This is a genomic window from Streptomyces liliifuscus (assembly GCF_016598615.1).
GTDB classification, from domain to species: Bacteria; Actinomycetota; Actinomycetes; order Streptomycetales; family Streptomycetaceae; genus Streptomyces; species Streptomyces liliifuscus.
Genome location: NZ_CP066831.1, coordinates 6,026,793 through 6,047,641, shown reverse-complemented (window position 1 = coordinate 6,047,641; position 20,849 = coordinate 6,026,793). Strand labels below are relative to the sequence as shown.

Here is a 20,849-nt window from a genome sequence, read left to right as displayed (position 1 = left end):
GCGCCAGCCCGGGATGTGAGCCAGGCATGAGCGATTCCGTGGACGCGATCGTCGTGGGGGCCGGCCCGGTCGGCTGCGCCGCCGCGCACGCGTTGGCCGACCGCGGTGCCCGGGTCGTGGTGGTCGAGCGCATGGAGCGGGGGCCCGCCTCGCCGTTCGCCGTGGAATGGCTGCATCCGACCGCTGCCGATGTGCTGCTGCGCTGGGGCCTCGCGCTCCCGGAGGGCGGTCACGTCCGGGGTACGGGCGTCAGCATGCACCTGGCCGACGAGGGGCACGAGCCGGTCGTGGTGCCCTACCGGCGGGGCATGCGGGCCGTGTCGATGCCCCACGCGGAGCTGGTGGACGCGCTGCGGGACAGCGTCCTGGAACGGCCCGGCGTTGAGGTGCTCACCTGCGCCCGCGTCACCTCGGCGACACCGGACGGCACGGTCCGGCTGACCCGGGACGGGCAGGAGACGCGGCTGCGCGCCGATCTCGTGGTGGCGGCGGACGGCCGCTCCTCCGGCGTCCGCCGCGCGCTGTTCGGGCACACCCCGCAGACCGTCGTGTCGCACTCCGCCGGTGTCGTGCTCGAAGGGCCCGGGCTGCCGGTCTACGAGTCGTTCCAGGTCGCGAGCGAGGTGCCCGGGCACGGTGTGGCCATCTACTCCATCGCTCCCGACGCGATCCGGGTGGTCCTCGACGTACCCCCGACGCATCCGCGACCACCGGCGCTGCACGCGTATCTGCACCGTCATTTCGTGCCGCTGATGCCGGAGGTGCTGCGCCGGCCGCTGGCCGATGCCCTCGCGGCGGGCCGGCTGACGTGGTCCGCGACCGGTTTTCGCCCCCGTGTGCACTACGGCGAGGGCAGGATCGCGCTGGTCGGCGACGCGGTCGGGCACATCCACCCGATCCTCGCGGCCGGTACGACCCTCGGCATCCAGGACGCGCTGAGCCTGGCCGCGCACGGCTCGGCCGAGGCGTACGCCAGGGAGCACGCGGGAGCGGGAGCGGCGACCGGGCGGGTGGCGATGGCGCTCTACCGTCTGCTGAGCCGTCAGGAGCCGGGCACCGCGCGGACGGCCGCGCTGGCCGTCGATCAGCTGCGCCGCAGCCCCGTGCTCCGTGACGCGGTCGGGGACCTCCTCACCGGGGACGAGCCCGGCGCGGCCCATCTGCCGGTCGTGACGGCGTTCTCCACGATGCTCGGCATCCCGGCGCAGGACATCGCCGCCGCGTACGGGCCGGACGCCTATCTGCTGAGCCGCCGCTGAGGCGGGTCGTGCACACCGAAACGCGGCACGGGGCGCCCTCGCCGAAGCCGGCAGGGGCGCCCCGTAAAGGAGTTGGCAGGTCAGAACGGGAAGAAGCTGCGCCCGTGCTGTACCGAGATCCACTTCTGGGTGGTGAAGGCGCCGACCGTCGACTCGCCGTTCAGCCGGCCGATGCCCGAGGACTTCTCGCCGCCGAAGTCGACCAGCGGCTCGTCGTGCACGGTGCCGTCGTTCACGTGGAACATGCCCGTGTCGATCTGCCTGGCGAAGGCGACACCGCGTTCGACGTCGGCGGTGTGCACGGCGCCGCTCAGCCCGTAGGGGGTGTCGTTGACGATCCGCACGGCCTCCTCCTCGCCGTCGAACGGGACGAGGAGCGCCACGGGGCCGAAGATCTCCTGGCGGAGGATGTCGGAGTCGGCGGGCAGGCCGGTCAGCACGGACGGCTCGACGAGGTTGTCGGTGACGGTGCCGTGCACGAGGGCGGTGGCACCCTCGGCGATCGCCTGGTCCACGACGCCCGAAACGGAGTCCGCCTGCGAGGAGTTGATGAGCGGGCCGATGACGGTCCCCGGGTCGTTCGGGTCGCCGACCTTGAGCGTCTTCACCTTGGCGACGAACTTCTCGGTGAACTCGGCCTCGATCGAGCGGTCCACGAGGACGCGGTTCGCGGCCATGCAGACCTGGCCCTGGTGCACGTACCGGCTGAAGACCGCGGCGTCCACGGCGTAGTCGATGTCCGCGTCGTCCAGGACCACCAGCGCGCTGTTGCCGCCGAGTTCGAGGACGGAGCGCTTGAAATTCGCGGCGCAGACGGTGGCGACGTGGCGGCCGACCTTGTCGGAGCCGGTGAAGGAGATGACCTTCGGGACCGGGTGCTCGATGAAGGCGTCGCCTATCTCCGCGATGTCGGTGATCACGACGTTGAGCAGACCGGCCGGCAGGCCCGCGTCCTCGAAGATCTTCGCGACCAGGGAACCGCCCACGATCGGGGTGTTCTGGTGCGGCTTGAGGACCACGCCGTTGCCGAGGGCAAGCGCGGGCGCGACGGACTTCAGCGACAGCAGGAACGGGAAGTTGAAGGGGCTGATCACACCGACGACGCCGACCGGGACGAGGTAGAGGCGGTTCTCCTTGCCGTCGACCGGCGAGGGGATGATCCGGCCCTCGGGCCGCAGCGCCAGGTTGATCGACTCGCGCAGGAACTCCTTGGCGAGGTGCAGTTCGAAGCCGGCCTTCAGATGCGTGCCGCCGAGCTCCGCGATGATCACCTCGGCGATCTCCTGCTCGCGCTCCTCGATGATCCGCAGGGCCTTCTCGAACACGCCACGACGCGCGTACGGGTTCGTCGCGGCCCATTCCTTCTGGGCGCGGGCGGCGGCCCGATAGGCCTGATCCACCTCGTCGACCGTGGCTATCGTGATCGACGCGAGCTTCTCACCGTCGTACGGGTTGAAGTCGATGATGTCCCAGGAGCCCGTGCCGGGACGCCACTCGCCGTCGATGTACTGCTGAGCCAGGTCGGTGAAGTAGGACGACATGTGATCCCTCAATCCCTTGCTGCCGCAGCAGACACCCGAACGATCATCTTCACGGTCTGATCACACGTCATCGTACTGGTGTCTCAAGGGAGTTGGAGAGCGGATTCAGGAGAGCTGCAGCAGACCCCTGAGCAAGTCACGGCTCTCGTCGGGACCGGGGCTGTCCTGCTGGAGCTCCTTCATCGCCTTCTCGTACTGGGTGACGTCCTCGCGCTTGTCCAGATACAGCGCACTGGTGAGCTGCTCCAGGTATACGACGTCGGACAGATCGGACTCGGGGAAGCTGAGCACCGTGAAGGCCCCGCTCTCGCCGGCGTGCCCGCCGAAGCTGAACGGCATGACCTGAAGCCGCACGTTGGGACGCTGGGAGATGTCGATGAGGTGCTGGAGCTGCCCCCGCATCACCTCCCGGTCGCCGTACGGGCGTCGCAGCGCGGCCTCGTCGAGTACGACGTGGAAGTCCGGGGCGCTCTCCGACACGAGGTACTTCTGGCGCTCCAGGCGCAGCGCCACGCGCCGCTCGATGTCCGCCTCGCTCGCGCCCTTCATGCCCCGCGCCACGACCGCGTGCGCGTACGCCTCGGTCTGCAGCAGGCCGTGCACGAACTGGACCTCGTAGGAGCGGATCAGGGACGCGGCGCCCTCCAGGCCGACATACGTCGGGAACCAGCTGGGCAGGACGTCCGAGTAACTGTGCCACCAGCCCGCGACGTTGGCCTCCTTGGCGAGGGAGAGCAGGGAGGCGCGCTCCGCCTCGTCGGCGATCCCGTAGAGCGTCAGCAGATCCTCGACGTCTCTCGTCTTGAAGCTCACCCGGCCCAACTCCATACGGCTGATCTTCGATTCGGAGGCGCGGATCGAGTAGCCGGCCTTTTCCCTGGTGACGCCGCGCGACTCGCGCAGCCGCCTCAGGTGTGAGCCGAGCAGCATGCGCCGTACCACCGATCCCGACTCCTGCGCGCTCACGTTCGTCCGCCTCCCCAACCCGTCTTCAAGGGCCGCAGTCTGCCACTAAATCACTCCAAGCAGTACTCGTTCGATTACAGAAACGGCAAGGTTTCAGCGGGGACACACAGGAATCGACAAGGAGAAGACAAGCCAGACACAAAAAAGCGGCGAGAAGGTCGCGGAAAAAATGACCAAGAAGCGGTATGGGAAGGTCCAATTCGGGCACGTGCACGTGCATCTGCCCTTGCATCTGCCGAACGCATTCGGAACGATGGTCTCGCGCCACCGCTGCATCGCAACGACCGCGAACCCCGGGAGTGCCTCGCATGGGGACGAATGGATCGACCATGCTCGAGCCGTTACGGCAGGGGCTTCCGCCACTGGACCCCGCGTCCGTGTCCAACGCCGCCTCCTGCGCCCTGCCGCCCCGCTACGAAGCGGTGCGTGACGCGCGGCAGTTCACCCGCCGCACGCTGGACCAGTGGGACATCGGCAACCGATTCGACGACGTCTGTCTGGTGGTCTCGGAACTCGTCACCAACGCGCTGCGGCACGCCCTGCCCGCGGACACTCCACGCCCCTGCGACCAGGACGCGCCCGTGCGGCTGCACCTGATGCGGTGGACCGAGAGACTCGTGTGCGCGGTGCGCGACCCCAGTCACGACAGCCCGGTCGCGGGCGACTCCGAGGACTTCTCGGCGGAGTCGGGCCGCGGGCTGTTCCTGGTCGACTCGTTCGCCGACGGCTGGGGATGGCACCCGCTCGCCGGCACGCTCAACGGCAAGGTCGTCTGGGCGCTGTTCAGGCTGGGCCCTTCCGCATGAGGAACCGCGGCGCTTTTTCGCGCCGCGGTTCTACGCGCGTTACCGACCGTCTACGGTCCGTGAACATCCCCGAATAGGGCGAGTTGCCCCGCCGACCGGCTGCGGGCCGACTCCCGGCGGCCGACTGCAGGCCCGCCCTCAGCCCGCGATCAGGTGGTCGAACTCGCCGTCCTTGATGCCCAGGAGCATGGCCTCGATCTCGGCGGGCGTGTAGATGAGGGCGGGGCCGTCGGGGAAGTTCGAGTTGCGCACCGCCACCTCGCCGCCCGGCAGCCGGGCGAACTCCACGCAGGAGCCCTGCGAGTTGCTGTGCCTGCTCTTCTGCCAGGCCGCTCCGCGCAGCTCCGTGGCAGCCATGCCGTTGTACACGTCGTGGTCCACAGGTCGCTCCCCGGTGGTGCATTGGCGTCTGTTGCCAGTGATGCAGTGTTGGTCAACTGCCCGGATCATAGCCGCTCTTCACATGCAGTTGCATGAGCAGATGCACGTGCACGGGGGGTGGTCCTGCGGTTACACGTTTGACGGTCCCACGGGCCGAATCGTTCCAACGCCTGCCCCCGTATGAATAAGGGACGCGTACCGGGCCCTTTGTGTTCCAGAACGCCCCGTCCCGCCCACAGATTGAATGGGCGGGACGGGGCGTTCTGGAGGGGGCGCGGGGAACTGCGGGACCGGCCGCGGGCGGCCCGTGGTCGAAGCGCTTCCGGCGTCGGGCTCAGCGTGACGAATACGGAAGCAAAGCCATCTCCCGCGCGTTCTTGATCGCACGGGCCAGCAGCCGCTGCTGCTGGGCGGTCACCCGCGTCACCCGCCGACTGCGGATCTTGCCCCGGTCGGAGATGAACTTCCTCAGCAGGTCCGTGTCCTTGTAGTCGATGTACGTGATCTTCGCCGTGCCCAGCGGATTGGGGCGCGGCGTCGGCTTGCGGTCGGGCTTGCGGGGCATGGTCAGACCTCCAGGAGGGAGTCGAAGGCGGGCGGGAGCTGTTTCCAGGCGGTGCGTCCGGCCGCGTACTCCGCGTCCGTCAGCAGGCAGGACTCCAGGAGCAGTTCGAGTCCGTCGCGGTCGAGGCCCGGTGACGTGAAGACGAGGTGCTGGCAGCAGTCGCCGTGCTCCGGATGCCAGTCGAGCGCGGCCGCGGCACGGCGTACCGGCGGCACCAGCTCCCAGGCCGCGTCGGGCAGGGAGGCCAGCCAGGGCCCGGCGTTCTCCACGCACAGGGCGCCTCCCGCGGCGTCCCAGTGCAGCAGCGTGTCGGGCCGGTCCGCGAGCCAGAACCGACCGCGGCTGCGCGCCGCCGCGCAGCACAGATCCTCCAGCGCCGCGTACAGCCGCTCCGGGTGGAACGGCCGCCGCCGGTGCCAGACGAGCGTGGAGACCCCGCACTCGTCCGCCTCGGCCGGCAACAACGCGCAGGCCGGATGCTGAGCGGCGGCGGCCGCCTCCACGTCGAAGCCGCCGAACGCGGCTTCCGCGAGCGGGGACCGCCCGGGGTCCGCGTCCGCCGGGGCGGCTCCCGCCGGCCCTGCCGACCCCGTCGGTCCCGCGAGGCCCTGCCCCTCGGCCGGTCGCCTCTCGAACCACGACTCCCAGTCGCCGTCCTCGCCAACGCCCTCCCCGCCCGACGAGCCGCCGTTGCCTATCGGGACCTGGCGGGCCGTCGGATGGAGTTGGGCCAGGAGGGCGCGGTCCTCGTCGTCGGCGTCCTCCGAAGTGGCGAGGGCCAGGACGGGCGCGTACTCCAGTTGGCGGGCGAAGGTGTCGGCGACCGTGCGCTGGTCGGTGGTGGCGGCGGCGAGGCCCGCTTCGGCGAGGTCGTCGCCGTTGCCGAGGTAGGGCAGCACCAGGGCGGGGTCGACCGCCGTGATGACGCCGGTCAGGCGGAGGTCCGCGCTCGCCACCACCTCGGCCATCGCCTTCGGCTCGACCGAGTCCCAGAGCTCGACGATCGCGAGCCGGGTCAGTCCGTCGTCCGCGAGGCGCTCCAGTTCGGGGACCAGGTCCTCGCGCAGAGCGCAGCACGCGCAGTCGTTGACGAGGGGCGCCTCGCCGGCGGAGACGATTCCGGTGCGGTCGCGAATGGTGCGAACCACCGTGCCACGTACGGCCGTTGCCAGGTCGTGGTGGAGCGCCACCGACCCGGGCACCTCGGCGAGCAGCCGGTCGACGGCCGCCCGGCGGGCATCGGCGTGCAGCCCGCCCACGATGGCGACGGACAGCATCAGCGCTCCCCGCGCGGGTCGTCGCGTCGGCCGCCGCGCTCACCGTCGTGCTCGCCGGTGCGCCTGCCGTCGCGCCTGCCGAACCGGCGCTCGAAGCGCTCCACGCGGCCGGCCGTGTCCATGACCCGGGCCGTCCCCGTGTAGAAGGGGTGGCTCACGTTCGAGATCTCGACGTCGATGACCGGGTAGGTGTTGCCGTCCTCCCACTCGATCGTCTTCCCGCCCGCCCCGGCGACGAGGGTCGAGCGGGTCAGGAAGGCGTGATTCGCGGCCCGGTCCCGGAAGACGACGGGACCGTACGCCGGGTGGATTTCCTCGCGCATGACGCTCAGCGCTCCTCTCGGAAGTCGACGTGCCGGCCGGCGACGGGGTCGTACTTGCGCAGGGTCATCCGGTCGGGGTCGTTACGGCGGTTCTTGCGGGTGACGTACGTGTAGCCGGTCCCGGCCGTGGACCGGAGCTTGATGACCGGACGGAGTTCGTTGCGTGCCATGTGGCTAGTATATGAAAACGGATCCCATTATCGATAACGAGAAATCAGAGAGGTACGTCACTCACATGTCCGCGCACTGCATGCTGACCGGGGCCCAGCCGGGCTTCGGGAACTCCATCTCCCACTCGCACCGGCGCACGTCGCGCCGCTTCGACCCCAACATCCAGAGCAAGCGGTACTGGCTGCCGGGCGAGGGCCGGTACGTACGGCTGAGGCTGAGCACGAAGGGCATCAAGACGGTCGACGTCATCGGTGTCGAGGCCGCCGTGGCCCGGATCCGGGCCCGTGGGGTGAGGGTCTGATGGCCAAGAAGAGCAAGATCGCGAAGAACGACAAGCGGCAGGAGATCGTCGCCCGGTACGCCGGGCGGCGGGCCGAGCTGAAGGAGATCATCCGCAGGCCGTCCTCGACGGACGCCGAACGGGCCGCCGCCCGGAGCGAGTTGGAGCGGCAGCCGCGGGACGCGAGCGCCACGCGCGTACGCAACCGGGACAGCGTGGACGGGCGGCCGCGCGGCTACCTGCGCACGTTCGGGCTCTCGCGGGTGAACCTGCGGGACCAGGCGCACAAGGGGTTCCTGCCGGGGGTCCGGAAGTCCTCCTGGTAGCGGACTCCGTCGGTGGCGCCGGCGCTCCCCCGGTGCCGGGCGGGCGTGCTTCGTTGTCGGGCGGGCGTGCTTCCCGAGGTGCCGGACGAGGCGCCTGGTAGCTTGCTGGCGGTCGTTCCCGGTTGCATCGGCGCCACCGGCGGTACCCGGCGGGTACCGGCGACTCGTCCGGCCAGACCCTTGGGGGCTTCAGTGACTTCGGCGACCATCTCGCGCGGGCAGGCGCGGATCGCGGCCGCGGCGGCGGGGCTGGCGGCCGCGCTCGTCCTGACGACCGGCTGCAGCGGTGACGACGGCGGGAGCGACGACTCCCCCTCCTCCACCGGCACGGCATCGACCGGGTCGGCCGACACCGGCACCGGTGGCGGAACAGGTGGTTCCGGCGGTTCCGGCGGTTCCGGTGATTCCGGCGGGAGCAAGGGCAAGGTCGGGGCGCTGGAGGGCAGCTGGCTGGCCACCAAGAGCGGCAAGGCCGTGGCGCTGGTGATCACCGGCGAGGAGGCCGGACTGTTCTCGACGGGCGGGTCCGTGTGCAGCGGCACCGCCGGGGAGACCTCGGGCATGCGCATGATCGAGCTGAAGTGCTCCGACGGGAACAAGGACCGGGCCGAGGGCATGGTCGACTCGGTCGACTCCACGACCCTGAAGGTCACGTGGGAGGGCTTCGGCGAGGAAACGTATACGAAGGCGGAGGGCGGCAAGATGCCGTCCGGGCTGCCTACGGCGAGTCTGGGGTCCTGAGGCTCCGTTTCACGTCACGCCCGGCGCGCGTCACGCCGGTTCACATGGCGCACGGCACGCCGGTTCACATCGCGTCGGCTCGCGTCGGCGGCTCACTCAGCGGGTCGCGGAATCCTTCGGGTTTCGCGGCCCGTCCGGCTTTTCGGGGGCCGTTCCGTCGAGCGTCATGGGCGGTACGGCCGTGTCGAGGGCCTCGGAGAGCTCGGTGAGGGTGTCGAGGACGAGGGTCGCGGTGTTGCGTACGACCTTGTCGGCGTTCTCGGGGTTCTCGGTCTCCCAGGCGTCCAGGGCCTCGCGTACCGCGTCCCAGGTGGGGACCCGGCGTTCGCGGATGGCCTTCGCGCCCTGGTGGGTGGACTCGCGCAGGGCGTCGGCGAAGCGGGCGGCGGGCGGTACGGGGGTCGCGCCGCGTTCCGGGAGGTGGGCCTCCAGGAGCATGGCCACGCGGCCGAGCTGGGCGAGCGCGTCCTCGGCGTCGTCGGCCGCCGTGCGGGAGAGGCCGCGGTGGCGGACCGGTTCGGCGGTGGCGCGGGCCACCGCCGCGTGCCAGGCCGCGCGGGCGGTACGGGCGGTGAGCAGGGCACCGCGGACGTCTAGGGCGTTGCTCGCGGACGGGTCCGCGTACGAGCCGAAGACCGCGGCGGCGTACGGGCCCTGCGCGGCCAGCCAGTCCGCGAGGCGGGTGCGCAGGCGCGGGGTCTCCCAGGCCGGGTAGACGGCGTACGCCAGCATCGCCAGGAATCCGCCCATGAGGGTGAGCAGGACGCGTTCGGGAACGGTCTGGGTCCACTCCTCGCCGCCCATGCCGAGCAGGAAGACGACGTACGCGGCGATGCAGGCCTGGGTCGCGAACTGGCCCGTGCGCATGAGGAGGTACATGAGCGCGGCGCTCGTCACGGCGAGTGTGCCGGACTGGAGCGTGCCGGGGGTCGCCGCCTGTACCACGCCTGTGGCCACGGCCACGCCGATGACCGTGCCGGCCAGGCGTGCCACGGCCCGGCTGTAGGTCTGGGAGAAGTCCGGGCGCATGACCATGACCGAGGTCAGGGGGGCCCAGTAGCCGTGGCCGAGGGGGAGCCAGGTGCCGAGGATGTAGCCGGTGGCCGCCACTGCGGATACGCGGGTGGCGTGGCGGGTGATGGGGGAGCCGCGGTGGAGTTGGGTGCGCATGGCTTTGAGCGCTTTGGGGATGAGGGCGAAGAAGGTGGGGCGACTGCGGGTCGTGGATCGGCTGCGGGTCGTGGGGGCTGGTCGCGCAGTTCCCCGCGCCCCTGGGTGGGTTGGGGCTCGGCCCGATGTCGACTGACCGTCGTTCTCGGCTGAGCGCGCAGTTCCCCGCGCCCCTGACGGGGCTGGGGTGCCCCCCGCTGTTTCCACCACGTCCTGGAGGAGGGTGCTGAGGCGGGTCATCGCTCGGTAGGGGGCTCCGGTGAGGATGCTGCCGGTGTCCGGGGTGCGGAAGGTGGCCAGGGCTGCCGGTGGGACGGAGACGGGTTCGCCGTGGCGGATGGCGTGGGCCGCGGCGTCGAGGAGGGCGGCCGCGGAGGCGAGGAGTTCGCGGACGCGGTCGCGGGCCGGGCCCTCGGCCGGGACGCCCATCGTGGGGTCGGCGAGGGAGGCGAGGACCGGGCGGATGCGTTCGGCGACGCCGCGGGCGCCATGGAGTTCGGCGGGGCGGCGGCGGGCCTGGCGCGGGGTGACGGCGGCCGCGTTGCGCGCCTCCATCAGGGGCTGCGGGTCGAAGGACGCGACCGGGTCGTGCCGCAGCCGGCGCGCGTAGTCCGCCTCGGCCGCCAGCGCGTCGGCGAGCGCGTCCCGGTGGGCACCCCAGCGTCGTACGGGGAACAGGACGATCAGCGCCGCCTGCACCAGGCCGCCCACGATCATCATCGCGGCGTGGCCCGCGGCCTGGGCGACGGAGGTCGGCAGGGTGACCGTCACCAGCATGATCGCCACGTTCGAGGAGGCGATCAGGCCAATGGTCGGGCCCGCGGCCCAGCTCATCCCGGCGGCGAAGGTCCACACCACGAGGAGCGCGAGGAAGAGCGGTTCCTTGGAGATGGTGAGGTAGCCGAGGAACGTGGACACGGCGAGGCTCGTACCGGAGGCGATGGCCAGTTCGGGGCGGGGGCGCCAGCTGCGCTGGAACGTCGCGATGGCCGCCTGGAACGCCCCGAACGCCGAACTCGCGGCGGCCGCGGGGCCGAAGAGCCACAGGCTCAGCGCGATGACGATCGCGAGTCCCGCGGCTCCGCGCACCGCGATGAGCGGTTCGAGCCGCTTCCTCTCGACGGCGATGCCGGAGCGAGCGGTGTCCTTCAGCGCCCGTCGCCAGCTCACCGCGCCAGCGTACGCCGCGCGATGGCCGATACCGGTGACCGATACCGATGACCGATGATCTACGAGCACCGCCACGCACCCGAAGTCCCCGCAAGCCGGACCCAGAAGCAGGTCCCGGAAGTCAGAGGTAAGCCATGCGCGCCCTACCCATAGCCGTCTCCGCACTCACCGCCCTCGTGGCGGCCCTCACCCTGACCGCATGCGGCGACGGCGGCAGCGGTGACGAGGGGACCAAGAAGGCCGACAACTCGGCGTCCCCCGCCGGTTCCACCGCGTGCGAGGCCGACCAGGTCGGGCAGGAGGTCGCCGCGAGCGAGGCCCCGGCCGCCGGTGACACCGGGAGCGTCTCCGTCACCCTCACCAACCGCTCCGGCGGCGACTGCACCCTGGAGGGCTTCCCCCGCGTCGACCTGACCGCGGGCGGCACCACCTGGTCGCTGACCCCGGAGGACTCCGCGAAGCCGGAGAAGCTGACCCTCAAGCCGGACGAGACCACCGCCTTCACGATCACGTACGTACGAGGGCCCGCGGGCGACGCGACGAAGGGTGCCGCCGTGAAGACCGTGAAGTTCGGCCTGCCCGGCGCGGGCGCCGACCTGTCCTTCCCCTGGAAGTACGGCGAGGTCGCGCTGCGGAGCGAGAGCGAGCCGGACGCCTCGGTGAGCCCGTTCCAGCGCGCCGGCGACTGAGCCTCCGGCCCCGAACCACCGCCCCGGATCCGTCCGGGTCACCTCAGCGGCGGCCGTGCCCTCACCTGGGCGCGGTCCGCCGCGGCGGCTCCTTCCTCCCAGCCGGCCGCGTCGTTGACCCCGCGCAGCCTGGTCGTGACGGTCGCCGGGAACATCCGCTCGGTCTCGTCCGTGACCGCCACGTCCCGGGCCGCCAGAACCGGCAGCGACTCCCCCTCGGAAACCGTCACTTGCCCCTCCGCCGCCTCCGCCAGCCGGTCGCCGATGCGATGGGCGTACGCGGCGAGGAAGGACTGCCGGAAGGACTTCGTACGCTTCCTGCCGCCCGCCCGCTGTGCCGCCTCCGCCTTCGTCATCGCGGCGGTGGCCTGCACGAGGAGCGAGGTGTAGAGGAGTTCGACGGCCTCCAGGTCGGGTTCGAAGCCGACGACGGTCGAGAAGCCGAGGGCCTCGTTCCACACCGCCCGGCAGCGGTTGGCCCCGGACACCGCGTCGAGGAGTACCGCCTTGGCCGTCTCGTAGGGCGGGTCGACGCCGATGCGGCAGGCGCCGGGCGCGTCCTTGGCGTGTGTACGGGCCGCCAGCAGCGCCTCGTCGATGCTGTGCCGCGCCATCAGCTCCTGCGCCTTGGCGCTCAGCGCCTCCGCCTCCTCCGGGAACCCGGTCGCCTCGGCCTTGGCGAGCAGCGCGCGGATTCGGGTGAGCATGCGGGAGTCCTTCGGGGCACCGGCCGCCCCCTTGGGCGCGTCCACGTCCAACGGCTCGATGGAGGGCAGGCGGAGCAGCAGCCGGTACAGCCCGAGTACGGCGGTGGCGTACGAGAAGCGGTCGGTGCGGGGTTCGGTGCGGGGTGCCTTCGTCCCGGCCGCCTCGGCGGTCAGCTCTTCGAGCTGTGCCGTCCAGCGCGGGCCGCGCGGCTGCCGATTCCGGCCGCTCTCGTCGAGGATCAGCGCCGACACCAGGCGTACGTGCGTCTCGTCCAGCTCGCGGCGCACGATCCGTACGACATCGGCGGGCTGCCAGCCGCGCCGCCAGGCTCCCTCGACGAACTCCGCGCCGCGGCGGGCCAGTTCGGTGTCGGAGGCGGGGTCGGAGGCGAGGAGCGAGGCGCCGGTGTCGAGGGCCGCGTCGGAATCGGCGTAGAGGGCGGCCTCGAAGGCGCGCTCCACGGTGCTGGGCGTACTGCTCATTCCCCGATCGTGTCACGCGTCATTCCTCGATCGTTTCGCGCGTCGGGGTGGGGTCGGTACGGCAGGTGTCAACTCGGGGTTGACACCCATTTACTGTCAACCTACGGTTGACACATGACCACGAATCCACGCGCCACCACCTCCGTACGCCTCGACGATCTGATCGAGGCCATCAAGAAAGTCCACGACGACGCTCTCGACCAACTCCAGGACGCGGTGATCGCGGCGGACCACCTCGGCGACGTGGCCGACCATCTGATCGGTCACTTCGTGGACCAGGCCCGGCGTTCGGGCGCGTCCTGGACGGACATCGGCAGGAGCATGGGGGTCACCCGGCAGGCGGCCCAGAAGCGGTTCGTGCCGAAGGCGGAGTCGGACCTCGATCCCAGCCAGGGCTTCAGCCGGTACACGCCACGGGCCAGGAACGTCGTGGTGGTCTCCCAGGAGAAGGCCAGGGCCGCGAGCAACGACCAGATCCGTACCGAGCACCTGGTCCTCGGCCTGATCTCCGAGCCGGAGGGCCTCGGGGCGAAGGCGATCACCGCGCAGGGCGTCACCCTGGACGCCGTGCGCGAGGCCGCGACGGCCGCCCTCCCGCCGAGCGCCGAGGACGTACCCGCGCTCATCCCGTTCGACAGCAACGCCAAGAAGTGCCTCGAACTCACCTTCCGCGAGGCACTCCGGCTGGGCCACAACTACATCGGCACCGAGCACATCCTGCTCGCGCTGCTGGAGCACGAGGCCGGCACGGGCCTCCTCAGCGGACTCGGCATCGACAAGGCGGCGGCCGAGGCGAACCTCGCGGAGGCGCTGGAGAAGGTGCGGCAGTCCCTCCAGGAGGACTGACCGACCGACGGTGGGGCGCTTCGTGCGCCCGGTGCCGGACACGGCCCTGAACCGCAGACGCGCAGTTCAGGGCCGTTGTCAGACCCTCCTGCAAGACTCGAAGTCATGACCGACCGGTGGGCTCTCGCGCCGGCCGAGGACGGCGGCGCCGAGCTCGCCCCCCTCGGCCCCGACGGGCTGCCCGCAGGACCGGTCCTGAGAGAGCCGGATCTCGCCGAGTCCGTACGGTCGCGGCCGGACGTCACGCGCTGGGTGTGGCGGGCGACGGCCGAGGTCTATCCGCGGTTGCGCGAAGCGGGCGTCCGCGTGGAGCGGTGTTACGACATGGAGGCCGCCGAGACCCTCCTCCTCGGCCACGAGGGACGGCTCGGCGAACCCCGCTCGGCGGCCGCCGCCCTGGCCCGGCTGCGCGGCGGTCCCGTACCGCCCGATCCCCCGCAGCGCTCCGCCGAGCCCGGTTCGCAGTCCTCCCTCTTCGAGCCCCGCCCCGTCCACGTACCGCTGGAACAGCTCATCGAGGTGTACGGGGACCAGCAGCGAAGACACGACGCGGCCGAGCACCCCGGGCGGATGCGGCTGCTGACGGCCGCCGAGTCGGCGGGCATGCTCGTGGCGACCGAGATGAACGCGTCCGGGATGCCGTGGAGCGCGGACGTGCACCGGGACGTGCTGCACGAACTGCTGGGCGAGCGGTACACGGGAGGGGGCGAGCCGCGCCGCCTCGCCGAGCTCACGGACGAGGTGTCGGCCGCGTTCGGGAGACGGGTGCGGCCCGATCTGCCCGCCGATGTCATCAAGGCCTTCGCGCAGGCCGGGATCAAGATCAGATCCACTCGGCGCTGGGAGATCGAGTCGATCGACCACCCGGCCGTGAAGCCGCTCGTCGAGTACAAGAAGCTGTACCGCATCTGGGTCGCCCACGGCTGGTCGTGGCTCCAGGACTGGGTGCGGGACGGGCGGTTCAGACCGGAGTACCTGCCGGGCGGGACGGTCACGGGGCGCTGGGTGACCAACGGCGGGGGCGCGCTGCAGATCCCCAAGGTCATCCGTCGCGCCGCGGTCGCCGACCCCGGCTGGCGGCTCGTCGTCGCGGACGCCGACCAGATGGAGCCGCGGGTGCTGGCCGCGATCTCCCGCGACCCCGGCCTGATGGAGGTCGCCGGGCGGGAGACCGACCTCTACCAGTCCGTGTCCGACCGCGCCTTCTCCGGCGACCGCGCACAGGCCAAGCTCGCCGTGCTCGGCGCGGTCTACGGCCAGACCTCCGGCGACGGCCTCAAGAACCTCGCACTGCTGCGCCGCCGCTTCCCCAAGGCGGTGGCGTACGTGGACGACGCGGCGCGGGAGGGCGAGGAGGGGCGGCTCGTGCGGACCTGGCTGGGTCGGACGTGCCCTCCGGCGGCGGGGTCGGACTCCTCCGGGGAAGAGGCGGGGATTCCGGAGAGCGAGCAGGTCGGCGTCGTGCCGGGCGAGGGCACCGAGCCCGGGGACGCCCAGGACTGGGTGCCGGGGTACGCCTCGACCAACTCCCGTGCCAGGGGCCGCTTCGCGCGCAACTTCGTCGTACAGGGCAGTGCCGCCGACTGGACCCTCCTCGTACTCGCCGCACTCCGCCGCACCTGCCGGGACATGGCGGCCGAGCTGGTCTTCTTCCAGCACGACGAGGTGATGGTGCACTGTCCGGCGGCGGAGGCCGACACCGTGGTCGAGGCCATCCGGGAGGCCGCGGAGCTGGCGGGGCGGCTGACGTTCGGGGAGACGCCGGTGCGGTTTCCGTTCACGACGGCGGTGGTGGAGTGTTACGCGGACGCGAAGTGAAGTGAGCGGGGCCAAGTGGGAGCGCTCCCCGCCCGTTCGCGATGAGACCCGCTCAACTTCCCTGTGTGGAAGGCCCATTGAGGCGGATAAGCAGTAGCTCCCGCAGTTCGTCGGACACCGTGCTGTCGGTGCCGTCCAGGTCGTCGAGGGCCAGTTCCCACTGCTCGTACGCCTCGTCGGGGCGGCCCGCCGACCGGTGCAGCAGGCCCTGCTGGTGCCGGGCGAGACCGGCGGTGTAGCGGTCGGCGCGCTGTTCGGCGCGGGCCAGCAGCAGCGCGCACTCTCGGGCGGCCCGCTCGGTGCGGCCGAGGCCGCGGAGCGCACGGACGAGACCGAGGCGGGTCTGGGAGCCGCTCTGCCAGTCGACCCCGTCCGAGACGCTCAGGGCACGGTCGAAGTGCTCCAGCGCACGGGCCGGTTCGCCGAGTGTGAGGTGGGCGTACCCGATGTTGCAGTGCCCGGACTCACGGACCCGGGAGTCGCCCATGGTCTCGCCGAGCGCGAGGCTCCGCTCGTGCCAGTCGATGGCGGCGCGCGGATCGGAGTGCTCGTAGAGGTTGCCGAGGTTGCTGTAGGCGACGGCCTCGCCGTCCAGGTCGCCCAGCTCCCGTGCCAGCTCCAGGCTTTCCCGCAGGGCGAGTTCGCACTCGACGTACCGGCCCAGGCTCTCCAGCAGCAGCCCGCGGTTGTTGAGGCAGCGCTGGATGCGCGGGACGACGCCGAGGCCGCGCCAGCGGATGAGGGCCTGGTCGGTCAGGACGAGCGCCTTGCCCGCGTGTCCCTGCATGAAGTGGAGGCCCGCCAGGTCGGACAGCGCGATCGCCTCGGCGGCGTCGTCCCCGAGCCGCCGCGCCACCGTCAGCGCCCGCCGGCCGAGCACCGCCAGCTCACGCAGCCGGCCGCGGCGCTGCAGATAGGGGAAGAGGGCGCGTACGAGGACGGGGACCAGCGGGGACGCGGCGGCGCGGCCCTCGACGAGCGCGACGACGTTCGCCACCTCGCGGTCCCCCCAGGCGACGGCCTCGGCGGCCGACGCGAACGGCACGGCCTCACCGTCTCCGGCGCCCGCGCCCTCCGGCTCGGCCGTCGTCGCACCCAGCCGGTTGTCGCGGTCGACACCGGCGGGGATCAGAGCCGGTACGCACCGGCGGGCGGAGGCGATGTACCAGCGGAGGGCGATGTCGGTGGGGTCCGGGTCTGTGGGGCCGGGGTTCGTGGGGCCGGAGTTCGTGAGGCTGGATTCCGTGGGGCCAGGGTCCGTGGGGCCGGAGCCCGTGGGGCCAGGGTCCGTGGGGCCGGAGCCCGTTAGACCAGGGTCCGTGCGGCCAGGGTTCCCCCTCTCCGTCGCCTCTCGGGCGACCTCGCGGGCGAAGTCGCGTACGAGGTCGTGCGGGGCGTAGCGGCCGTACGTCGTCTCGTCGAGGAGGGCGACGTCGACGAGGCGGTCGAGGGCGGCCTCGGTTCGGCGTTCGTCGGTGCCCAGGAGCCGGGCGAGGAGCGGGACCCCGTACGTCGGCAGGTCGAGCGCCCCGATCCGGCGCAGGGCGCGGGCGGCGTCCCGGTCGGCCTCGCGGTCCGAGGCCCGCAGCGCGTCGAGGGCCACCGCGAGCGAGCGGCGCACGCTGAGGTCGTCGTATTCGAGGTGGTGCAACCGTCCGTCGCTGGCGGCCAGTTGACCGGCGAGCGCGTCCGGTGTGAGGACCTGGCGGGCGGCGAGCCTGGCGGCGACGATCCGCAGTGCGAGCGGCAGCCGTCCGGTGAGGCCGACGAGAGGGTGCGTACCGTCGAGGCCGCCCCGTCCTGAGACGGCCCGCAGCAGTTCGGCGCTCTCCTCGTCGGAGAGGGGGGCGAGCGGGAAGCGGGTCACGCCGTCCAGCGCGGTGAGGGGCGAGCGGCTGGTGACGATCACCGCGCAGCCGGGGCCCGCGGGCAGCAGGGGGCGGACCTGGGCGGCGTTCACCGCGTCGTCGAGTACGAGCAGGGTGCGGGTGGGCGCCAGCAGCGAGCGGAGCAACGCGCTTGCCGCGTCCGGGTGTTCGGGGACGCCCCGCGGTTCCACACCCAGGTCGCGGAGCAGCGCGGCGAGGGCCTGCCCGACGGTGAGCGGCGGCACGCCTGGCGTGGCCCCGTGCAGCCGTACGTACAGCTGGGCGTCCGGGAACTCGGCCCGCAGCCCGTGCGCCACCTGTACGCCGAGCGCGCTCTTTCCGACGCCCGCCATGCCACTGACCACGGCCACGCTGGGGTGCCCGCCGCCGGTCGGCACGAGCGTGGCCCGCAGCCTGCCGATGGTCTCGGCGCGACCCGTGAAACAGAGGGGAGCGGGAGGGAGTTGGGCGGGGCGGGGGACGGGGACGAGGGCGGGCTCCTTGGGAGCGCCTGGAGGGGTTGGAGCCGCCTGGATGACCGGGGCGGGTGGGGCCGCCGGGGCGGCCGGGCCTGCCAGGGCGGCCCGGGTGGCTTCCGCAGAGGGCTGGTGGTCGGCTCCGCGCTGATCAGTACGGCTGGAGGCCGACTCGGCGGACAGCGGGGCGGAGACGCCGTCGCCTCCGGCGAACTGCCGCCCGGCGGAAGCCACCGCCTCGCCGCAAGCCGTTGCCTCGGCGGAAGCCACTGCCTCGCCGGGAGCCGCTGCCCCCGCGGAGACCGCGGACTCGCCGGAAGCCGCTGCCCCTGCGGAAGCCGCTGCCCCGCCGGAAGCCACTGTCCCCGCGGAAGTCGCTGCCCCCGCGGAAGTCGCTGCCACGCCGGGAGCCGTTGCCCCCGCGGAAGCCACCGTCCCGCCGGAAGCCACTGTCCCGGCGGAAGCCACTGTCCCGGCGGAAGTCGCTGCCCCCGCGGAAGTCGCTGCCACGCCGGGAGCCGTTGCCCCCGCGGGGGCCTCCGTCCCGCCGGAAGCCACTGTCCCGGCGGAAGCCACTGTCCCGGCGGAAGTCGCTGCCCCCGCGGAAGTCGCTGCCACGCCGGGAGCCGTTGCCCCCGCGGAAGCCTCCGTCCCGCCCGAAGCCACTGTCTCGCCCGAAGCCGCGGCTCCGGTGGAAGCCGCTGTCCCGGCGGCACCGATCTCAGCACCGGCGGGCACCCCCGTGCCCAACCTCAATCGCGTCTCCGTAGGCGCGCCCTTCCCTGTTCCCGCGTCCGCCCTCGAATCCGTCGGTGCCCCCGAACCCTCGTCCCGCAGGATCTCCAGGTGGGCCTCCCGGACCGTGAGTCCCGGTTCCACGCCGAGTTCGCGGACGAGGGTGCGGCGCAGGTCGCGGTGGACGGCGAGGGCCTCGGCCCGGCGGCCCGTCCGGTGAAGGACCATCATCAGCTGGCGATGGAAGGCCTCACGGAGGGGGAACTCCGCGACCAGCGCGGCCAGTTCGGGAGCGAGACCCGCGAGACCGGAGAGTCGCACGTCCCCGTCGGACATCCCGCGGGCCAGCTCCAGCTCCGCCTCGTACCGGCACTCCAGGGCGAACAGCCGTGCCTCCTCAAGCCGTTGGACGAGGGAGAGCCCGCCGAGGCCGGGAGGCATGCCGGTCAGCGGGGTGCCGCGCCACAGCCCGAGTGCCGCCACGGCCTCGGCCACGGCCCGTTCCCAGTCCCGCCGCGCGTGTGCCGCCCGGGCGGCGCCGATCCGGGTCTCGAAGAGGCGTACGTCCAACTCGCCTTCAGATACGCGCAGTTGGTAGCCGGGCGGTACCGACCGCAGCCGGTCCGGGTCGTCCAGGAGGCGCCGCAGACGGGTCACGTGGTTCTGCAGCGACGCGTGCGCGGAGGCGGGCGGCGTCCCGCCCCACAGCGCGTCCTTGAGCACGTCGACGGAGACGACCCGGCCCGGTTCCAGCAGCAGAGCGGTGAGCAGTACCCGCCCCTTCGCGCTGCTCACCGGCCGCGGCACACCGTCGGCGTCGTACACGACGGTCGGCCCGAGAAGACCGAAACGCAGCCCGAAACGCAGCCCGAGAGGCAACCCGGACCGCGGACCGGACCGCCCTCCGGAACCCGGCTCGGGCGAGGACTCGGACGGGGAGTCGGGCGAGAACTCGGGCGGTGCTTCCGGCGGCGCGGGTATCGCCCCTGGCGACGGCCCGCCCGGGGCGCCGGGCGAGCGACCGCGGCGCAGCCCGGCGCCCCGATCCGACCGCTGTCCGCCGCCCACCTGTCCGCCTCTTCCCATCGGCGGCCGTCAACGGCCGGAATCCGCCGCTCCCGCCACCTCCCAGGCGAAACTCTGTGCCTCGCCACACCGTTCGCCCCATGTTAGCGATCGGTTGGCGTGGCCTGATTTGATCACCGTTCGGACCCGGTCGTTCCGGTACGCGGTTGGCGTCGTAGGTCGCCGCGGCTCGGGGGAGTGTCGCCGTAGCGACCGGGGCCGAGAGCACGTCGGCGGGAGCCCGCTCAGACGACCGGCGGCCGCCCCAGGCGCGTGAGCCGCCACACGGTCCCCCAGCGCATCGGCCGCCGCTCCCCCGCCGAGACCCGGAGCCCCTCCACAAAGCCGCCGAACCATGCCCGCAGCCCGCCAACAGAGCGTGTCCGCAGGAGAGTCAGCGCGATCCAGACCCCCAGGTGGACGGGGATGAGCGGGAGCGGCAGCCGGCGCCGGACCAGCCAGACGCGGTTGCGGGCGGTGACGCGGTAGTAGATGGCGTGCCGTGCGGGTGAGGTCTTGGGGTGCTGGAGCAGCAGCTCGGGCTCGTACCGGATGGTCCACCCCGCGTCGGCGGCCCGCCACGCCAGGTCGGTCTCCTCGTGCGCGAAGAAGAACTCGGCCGGCCAGTCCCCGGTCTGCGCGAGCATCTCCATGGAGAGGGCGTGTCCGCCGCCGAGGAAGCCGGTGACCTCCCCGCCCCGCATCGGGTCCTTGGCACCGAGCCGGGGCACGTGCCGCCGCTGGGTCTCGCCGTGTTCGTCGGCGATCCGGAATCCGACGATGCCGAGGCGCGGATCGGCCGCGTACAGGTCCCGTACCCGCCGCAGGACGTCCGGGTCGACGAGGAGCCCGTCGTCGTCCAGGTCGACGACGACGTCAACGTCCCCGAACTCCCGCAGCCGGCGCAGCGCGACGTTCCGGCCGCCGGGGCAGCCGAGGTTCTCGTCGACCTCGATGGCGGTGACCTCGCCGGGCAGCCCCAGCCGGTCGGCGAACTCGGGCAGCGGACAGCCGTTCCCGACGATCACGATCCGCGTGGGTGCGACGTCCTGCTTGGCCACCGACGCGAGCAGCGCGTCGACCTCCTGGGGCCGTGTGCCCATCGTCACCACGGCCACCGCGATCCGCGGCTCCATCGGCACGGCGCCCACCCCCACCACTCGACCTCGTTCGACAACAAGGGGCG

19 protein-coding genes are annotated in these 20,849 nt (G+C 72.3%); 8 read left to right on the top strand and 11 right to left on the bottom strand.

Annotation, left to right across the window (positions count from 1 at the left end; genetic code table 11):
* Nucleotides 1-26: 26 nt before the first annotated feature.
* Nucleotides 27-1,259: an FAD-dependent oxidoreductase gene (locus JEQ17_RS25945; RefSeq protein WP_200397445.1), complete on the top strand. Its 1,233-nt coding sequence runs from the start codon at nucleotides 27-29 to the stop codon at nucleotides 1,257-1,259.
* 80 nt (nucleotides 1,260-1,339) lie between these two features.
* Here JEQ17_RS25945 and JEQ17_RS25940 read toward each other — a convergent pair whose 3' ends face one another.
* A complete protein-coding gene (locus JEQ17_RS25940; RefSeq protein WP_200397444.1) occupies nucleotides 1,340-2,800 on the bottom strand; it encodes an aldehyde dehydrogenase family protein in 1,461 nt (486 codons plus the stop codon).
* 105 nt (nucleotides 2,801-2,905) lie between these two features.
* The gene (locus tag JEQ17_RS25935; RefSeq protein ID WP_200401721.1) at nucleotides 2,906-3,730 is read right to left on the bottom strand and encodes a helix-turn-helix domain-containing protein; all 825 of its coding nucleotides are present in this window, start codon (nucleotides 3,728-3,730) and stop codon (nucleotides 2,906-2,908) included.
* A 365-nt stretch (nucleotides 3,731-4,095) separates the two neighbouring features.
* Here JEQ17_RS25935 and JEQ17_RS25930 point away from each other — a divergent pair, with 365 nt between their 5' ends.
* Nucleotides 4,096-4,572 carry an ATP-binding protein gene (locus JEQ17_RS25930; protein WP_234048372.1) on the top strand — a complete coding sequence of 159 codons (477 nt, stop codon included), beginning with the start codon at nucleotides 4,096-4,098 and terminating at the stop codon, nucleotides 4,570-4,572.
* A 138-nt stretch (nucleotides 4,573-4,710) separates the two neighbouring features.
* On the opposite strand, the gene JEQ17_RS25925 is transcribed toward JEQ17_RS25930, so the two are convergent.
* From JEQ17_RS25925 to rpmG, 5 genes are all read right to left on the bottom strand, one after another.
* Nucleotides 4,711-4,929 carry a DUF397 domain-containing protein gene (locus tag JEQ17_RS25925; RefSeq protein WP_200401720.1) on the bottom strand — a complete coding sequence of 73 codons (219 nt, stop codon included), beginning with the start codon at nucleotides 4,927-4,929 and terminating at the stop codon, nucleotides 4,711-4,713.
* A gap of 358 nt (nucleotides 4,930-5,287) precedes the next feature.
* Nucleotides 5,288-5,518, bottom strand: coding sequence for a 30S ribosomal protein S18 (gene rpsR / locus JEQ17_RS25920; RefSeq protein WP_200397442.1), 231 nt, complete (start codon nucleotides 5,516-5,518; stop codon nucleotides 5,288-5,290).
* 2 nt (nucleotides 5,519-5,520) lie between these two features.
* Nucleotides 5,521-6,795, bottom strand: coding sequence for a GTP-binding protein (locus JEQ17_RS25915; RefSeq protein ID WP_200397441.1), 1,275 nt, complete (start codon nucleotides 6,793-6,795; stop codon nucleotides 5,521-5,523).
* Entirely contained in the window at nucleotides 6,795-7,118 is a 324-nt protein-coding gene (locus JEQ17_RS25910; RefSeq protein ID WP_200397440.1) for a type B 50S ribosomal protein L31, read from the bottom strand. Before JEQ17_RS25910 ends, JEQ17_RS25915 begins: the two co-directional genes overlap by 1 nt.
* Nucleotides 7,119-7,123: 5 nt before the next feature.
* Entirely contained in the window at nucleotides 7,124-7,288 is a 165-nt protein-coding gene (gene rpmG / locus JEQ17_RS25905) for a 50S ribosomal protein L33 (RefSeq protein WP_030573688.1), read from the bottom strand.
* A gap of 65 nt (nucleotides 7,289-7,353) precedes the next feature.
* Between rpmG and rpmB the strand changes: the two genes are divergently transcribed.
* The 3 genes from rpmB (at nucleotide 7,354) to JEQ17_RS25890 (ending at nucleotide 8,636) form a co-directional block, all read left to right on the top strand.
* The gene (gene rpmB, locus JEQ17_RS25900) at nucleotides 7,354-7,590 is read left to right on the top strand and encodes a 50S ribosomal protein L28 (protein ID WP_143640365.1); all 237 of its coding nucleotides are present in this window, start codon (nucleotides 7,354-7,356) and stop codon (nucleotides 7,588-7,590) included.
* Entirely contained in the window at nucleotides 7,590-7,895 is a 306-nt protein-coding gene (gene rpsN, locus JEQ17_RS25895; RefSeq protein ID WP_200397439.1) for a 30S ribosomal protein S14, read from the top strand. The genes rpmB and rpsN overlap by 1 nt, the downstream gene beginning before the upstream one ends.
* Before the next feature lie 192 nt (nucleotides 7,896-8,087).
* The gene (locus JEQ17_RS25890) at nucleotides 8,088-8,636 is read left to right on the top strand and encodes a hypothetical protein (protein ID WP_200397438.1); all 549 of its coding nucleotides are present in this window, start codon (nucleotides 8,088-8,090) and stop codon (nucleotides 8,634-8,636) included.
* A gap of 96 nt (nucleotides 8,637-8,732) precedes the next feature.
* On the opposite strand, the gene JEQ17_RS25885 is transcribed toward JEQ17_RS25890, so the two are convergent.
* A complete protein-coding gene (locus JEQ17_RS25885; RefSeq protein WP_200397437.1) occupies nucleotides 8,733-10,976 on the bottom strand; it encodes an FUSC family protein in 2,244 nt (747 codons plus the stop codon).
* Nucleotides 10,977-11,110: 134 nt separating this feature from the next.
* Between JEQ17_RS25885 and JEQ17_RS25880 the strand changes: the two genes are divergently transcribed.
* Nucleotides 11,111-11,665 (top strand): DUF4232 domain-containing protein, encoded by a 555-nt coding sequence (locus JEQ17_RS25880; protein WP_200397436.1) that lies wholly within the window; start codon nucleotides 11,111-11,113, stop codon nucleotides 11,663-11,665.
* Between the two features lie 38 nt (nucleotides 11,666-11,703).
* Here JEQ17_RS25880 and JEQ17_RS25875 read toward each other — a convergent pair whose 3' ends face one another.
* Nucleotides 11,704-12,855: a DUF2786 domain-containing protein gene (locus JEQ17_RS25875; RefSeq protein ID WP_200397435.1), complete on the bottom strand. Its 1,152-nt coding sequence runs from the start codon at nucleotides 12,853-12,855 to the stop codon at nucleotides 11,704-11,706.
* A gap of 114 nt (nucleotides 12,856-12,969) precedes the next feature.
* On the opposite strand from JEQ17_RS25875, the gene JEQ17_RS25870 reads away from it, so the two are divergent.
* The gene (locus tag JEQ17_RS25870) at nucleotides 12,970-13,701 is read left to right on the top strand and encodes a Clp protease N-terminal domain-containing protein (RefSeq protein ID WP_200397434.1); all 732 of its coding nucleotides are present in this window, start codon (nucleotides 12,970-12,972) and stop codon (nucleotides 13,699-13,701) included.
* A gap of 105 nt (nucleotides 13,702-13,806) precedes the next feature.
* A complete protein-coding gene (locus tag JEQ17_RS25865; protein WP_200397433.1) occupies nucleotides 13,807-15,519 on the top strand; it encodes a bifunctional 3'-5' exonuclease/DNA polymerase in 1,713 nt (570 codons plus the stop codon).
* Between the two features lie 52 nt (nucleotides 15,520-15,571).
* Here the strand turns inward: JEQ17_RS25865 and JEQ17_RS25860 are convergent, their stop codons facing one another.
* Nucleotides 15,572-19,393, bottom strand: a complete 3,822-nt coding sequence (locus JEQ17_RS25860) for a BTAD domain-containing putative transcriptional regulator (RefSeq protein WP_407700084.1) — start codon at nucleotides 19,391-19,393, stop codon at nucleotides 15,572-15,574.
* A 515-nt stretch (nucleotides 19,394-19,908) separates the two neighbouring features.
* A complete protein-coding gene (locus tag JEQ17_RS25850; RefSeq protein WP_200401718.1) occupies nucleotides 19,909-20,799 on the bottom strand; it encodes a glycosyltransferase family 2 protein in 891 nt (296 codons plus the stop codon).
* Nucleotides 20,800-20,849: the final 50 nt, after the last annotated feature.

Excerpts from the sequence above, each read along its gene's own strand:
- JEQ17_RS25930 (WP_234048372.1), top strand. The coding sequence starts at position 4,096 with ATGCTCGAGCCGTTACGGCAGGGGCTTCCGCCACTGGACCCCGCGTCC.
- JEQ17_RS25935 (WP_200401721.1), bottom strand. The coding sequence starts at position 3,730 with ATGCTGCTCGGCTCACACCTGAGGCGGCTGCGCGAGTCGCGCGGCGTC.
- rpsN (WP_200397439.1), top strand. The coding sequence starts at position 7,590 with ATGGCCAAGAAGAGCAAGATCGCGAAGAACGACAAGCGGCAGGAGATC.
- JEQ17_RS25910 (WP_200397440.1), bottom strand. The coding sequence starts at position 7,118 with ATGCGCGAGGAAATCCACCCGGCGTACGGTCCCGTCGTCTTCCGGGAC.
- JEQ17_RS25925 (WP_200401720.1), bottom strand. The coding sequence starts at position 4,929 with ATGGCTGCCACGGAGCTGCGCGGAGCGGCCTGGCAGAAGAGCAGGCAC.
- rpmG (WP_030573688.1), bottom strand. The coding sequence starts at position 7,288 with ATGGCACGCAACGAACTCCGTCCGGTCATCAAGCTCCGGTCCACGGCC.
- JEQ17_RS25945 (WP_200397445.1), top strand. The coding sequence starts at position 27 with ATGAGCGATTCCGTGGACGCGATCGTCGTGGGGGCCGGCCCGGTCGGC.
- JEQ17_RS25850 (WP_200401718.1), bottom strand. The coding sequence starts at position 20,799 with ATGGAGCCGCGGATCGCGGTGGCCGTGGTGACGATGGGCACACGGCCC.
- JEQ17_RS25865 (WP_200397433.1), top strand. The coding sequence starts at position 13,807 with ATGACCGACCGGTGGGCTCTCGCGCCGGCCGAGGACGGCGGCGCCGAG.
- JEQ17_RS25915 (WP_200397441.1), bottom strand. The coding sequence starts at position 6,795 with ATGCTGTCCGTCGCCATCGTGGGCGGGCTGCACGCCGATGCCCGCCGG.
- rpmB (WP_143640365.1), top strand. The coding sequence starts at position 7,354 with ATGTCCGCGCACTGCATGCTGACCGGGGCCCAGCCGGGCTTCGGGAAC.
- JEQ17_RS25870 (WP_200397434.1), top strand. The coding sequence starts at position 12,970 with ATGACCACGAATCCACGCGCCACCACCTCCGTACGCCTCGACGATCTG.
- JEQ17_RS25940 (WP_200397444.1), bottom strand. The coding sequence starts at position 2,800 with ATGTCGTCCTACTTCACCGACCTGGCTCAGCAGTACATCGACGGCGAG.
- JEQ17_RS25875 (WP_200397435.1), bottom strand. The coding sequence starts at position 12,855 with ATGAGCAGTACGCCCAGCACCGTGGAGCGCGCCTTCGAGGCCGCCCTC.
- rpsR (WP_200397442.1), bottom strand. The coding sequence starts at position 5,518 with ATGCCCCGCAAGCCCGACCGCAAGCCGACGCCGCGCCCCAATCCGCTG.
- JEQ17_RS25880 (WP_200397436.1), top strand. The coding sequence starts at position 11,111 with ATGCGCGCCCTACCCATAGCCGTCTCCGCACTCACCGCCCTCGTGGCG.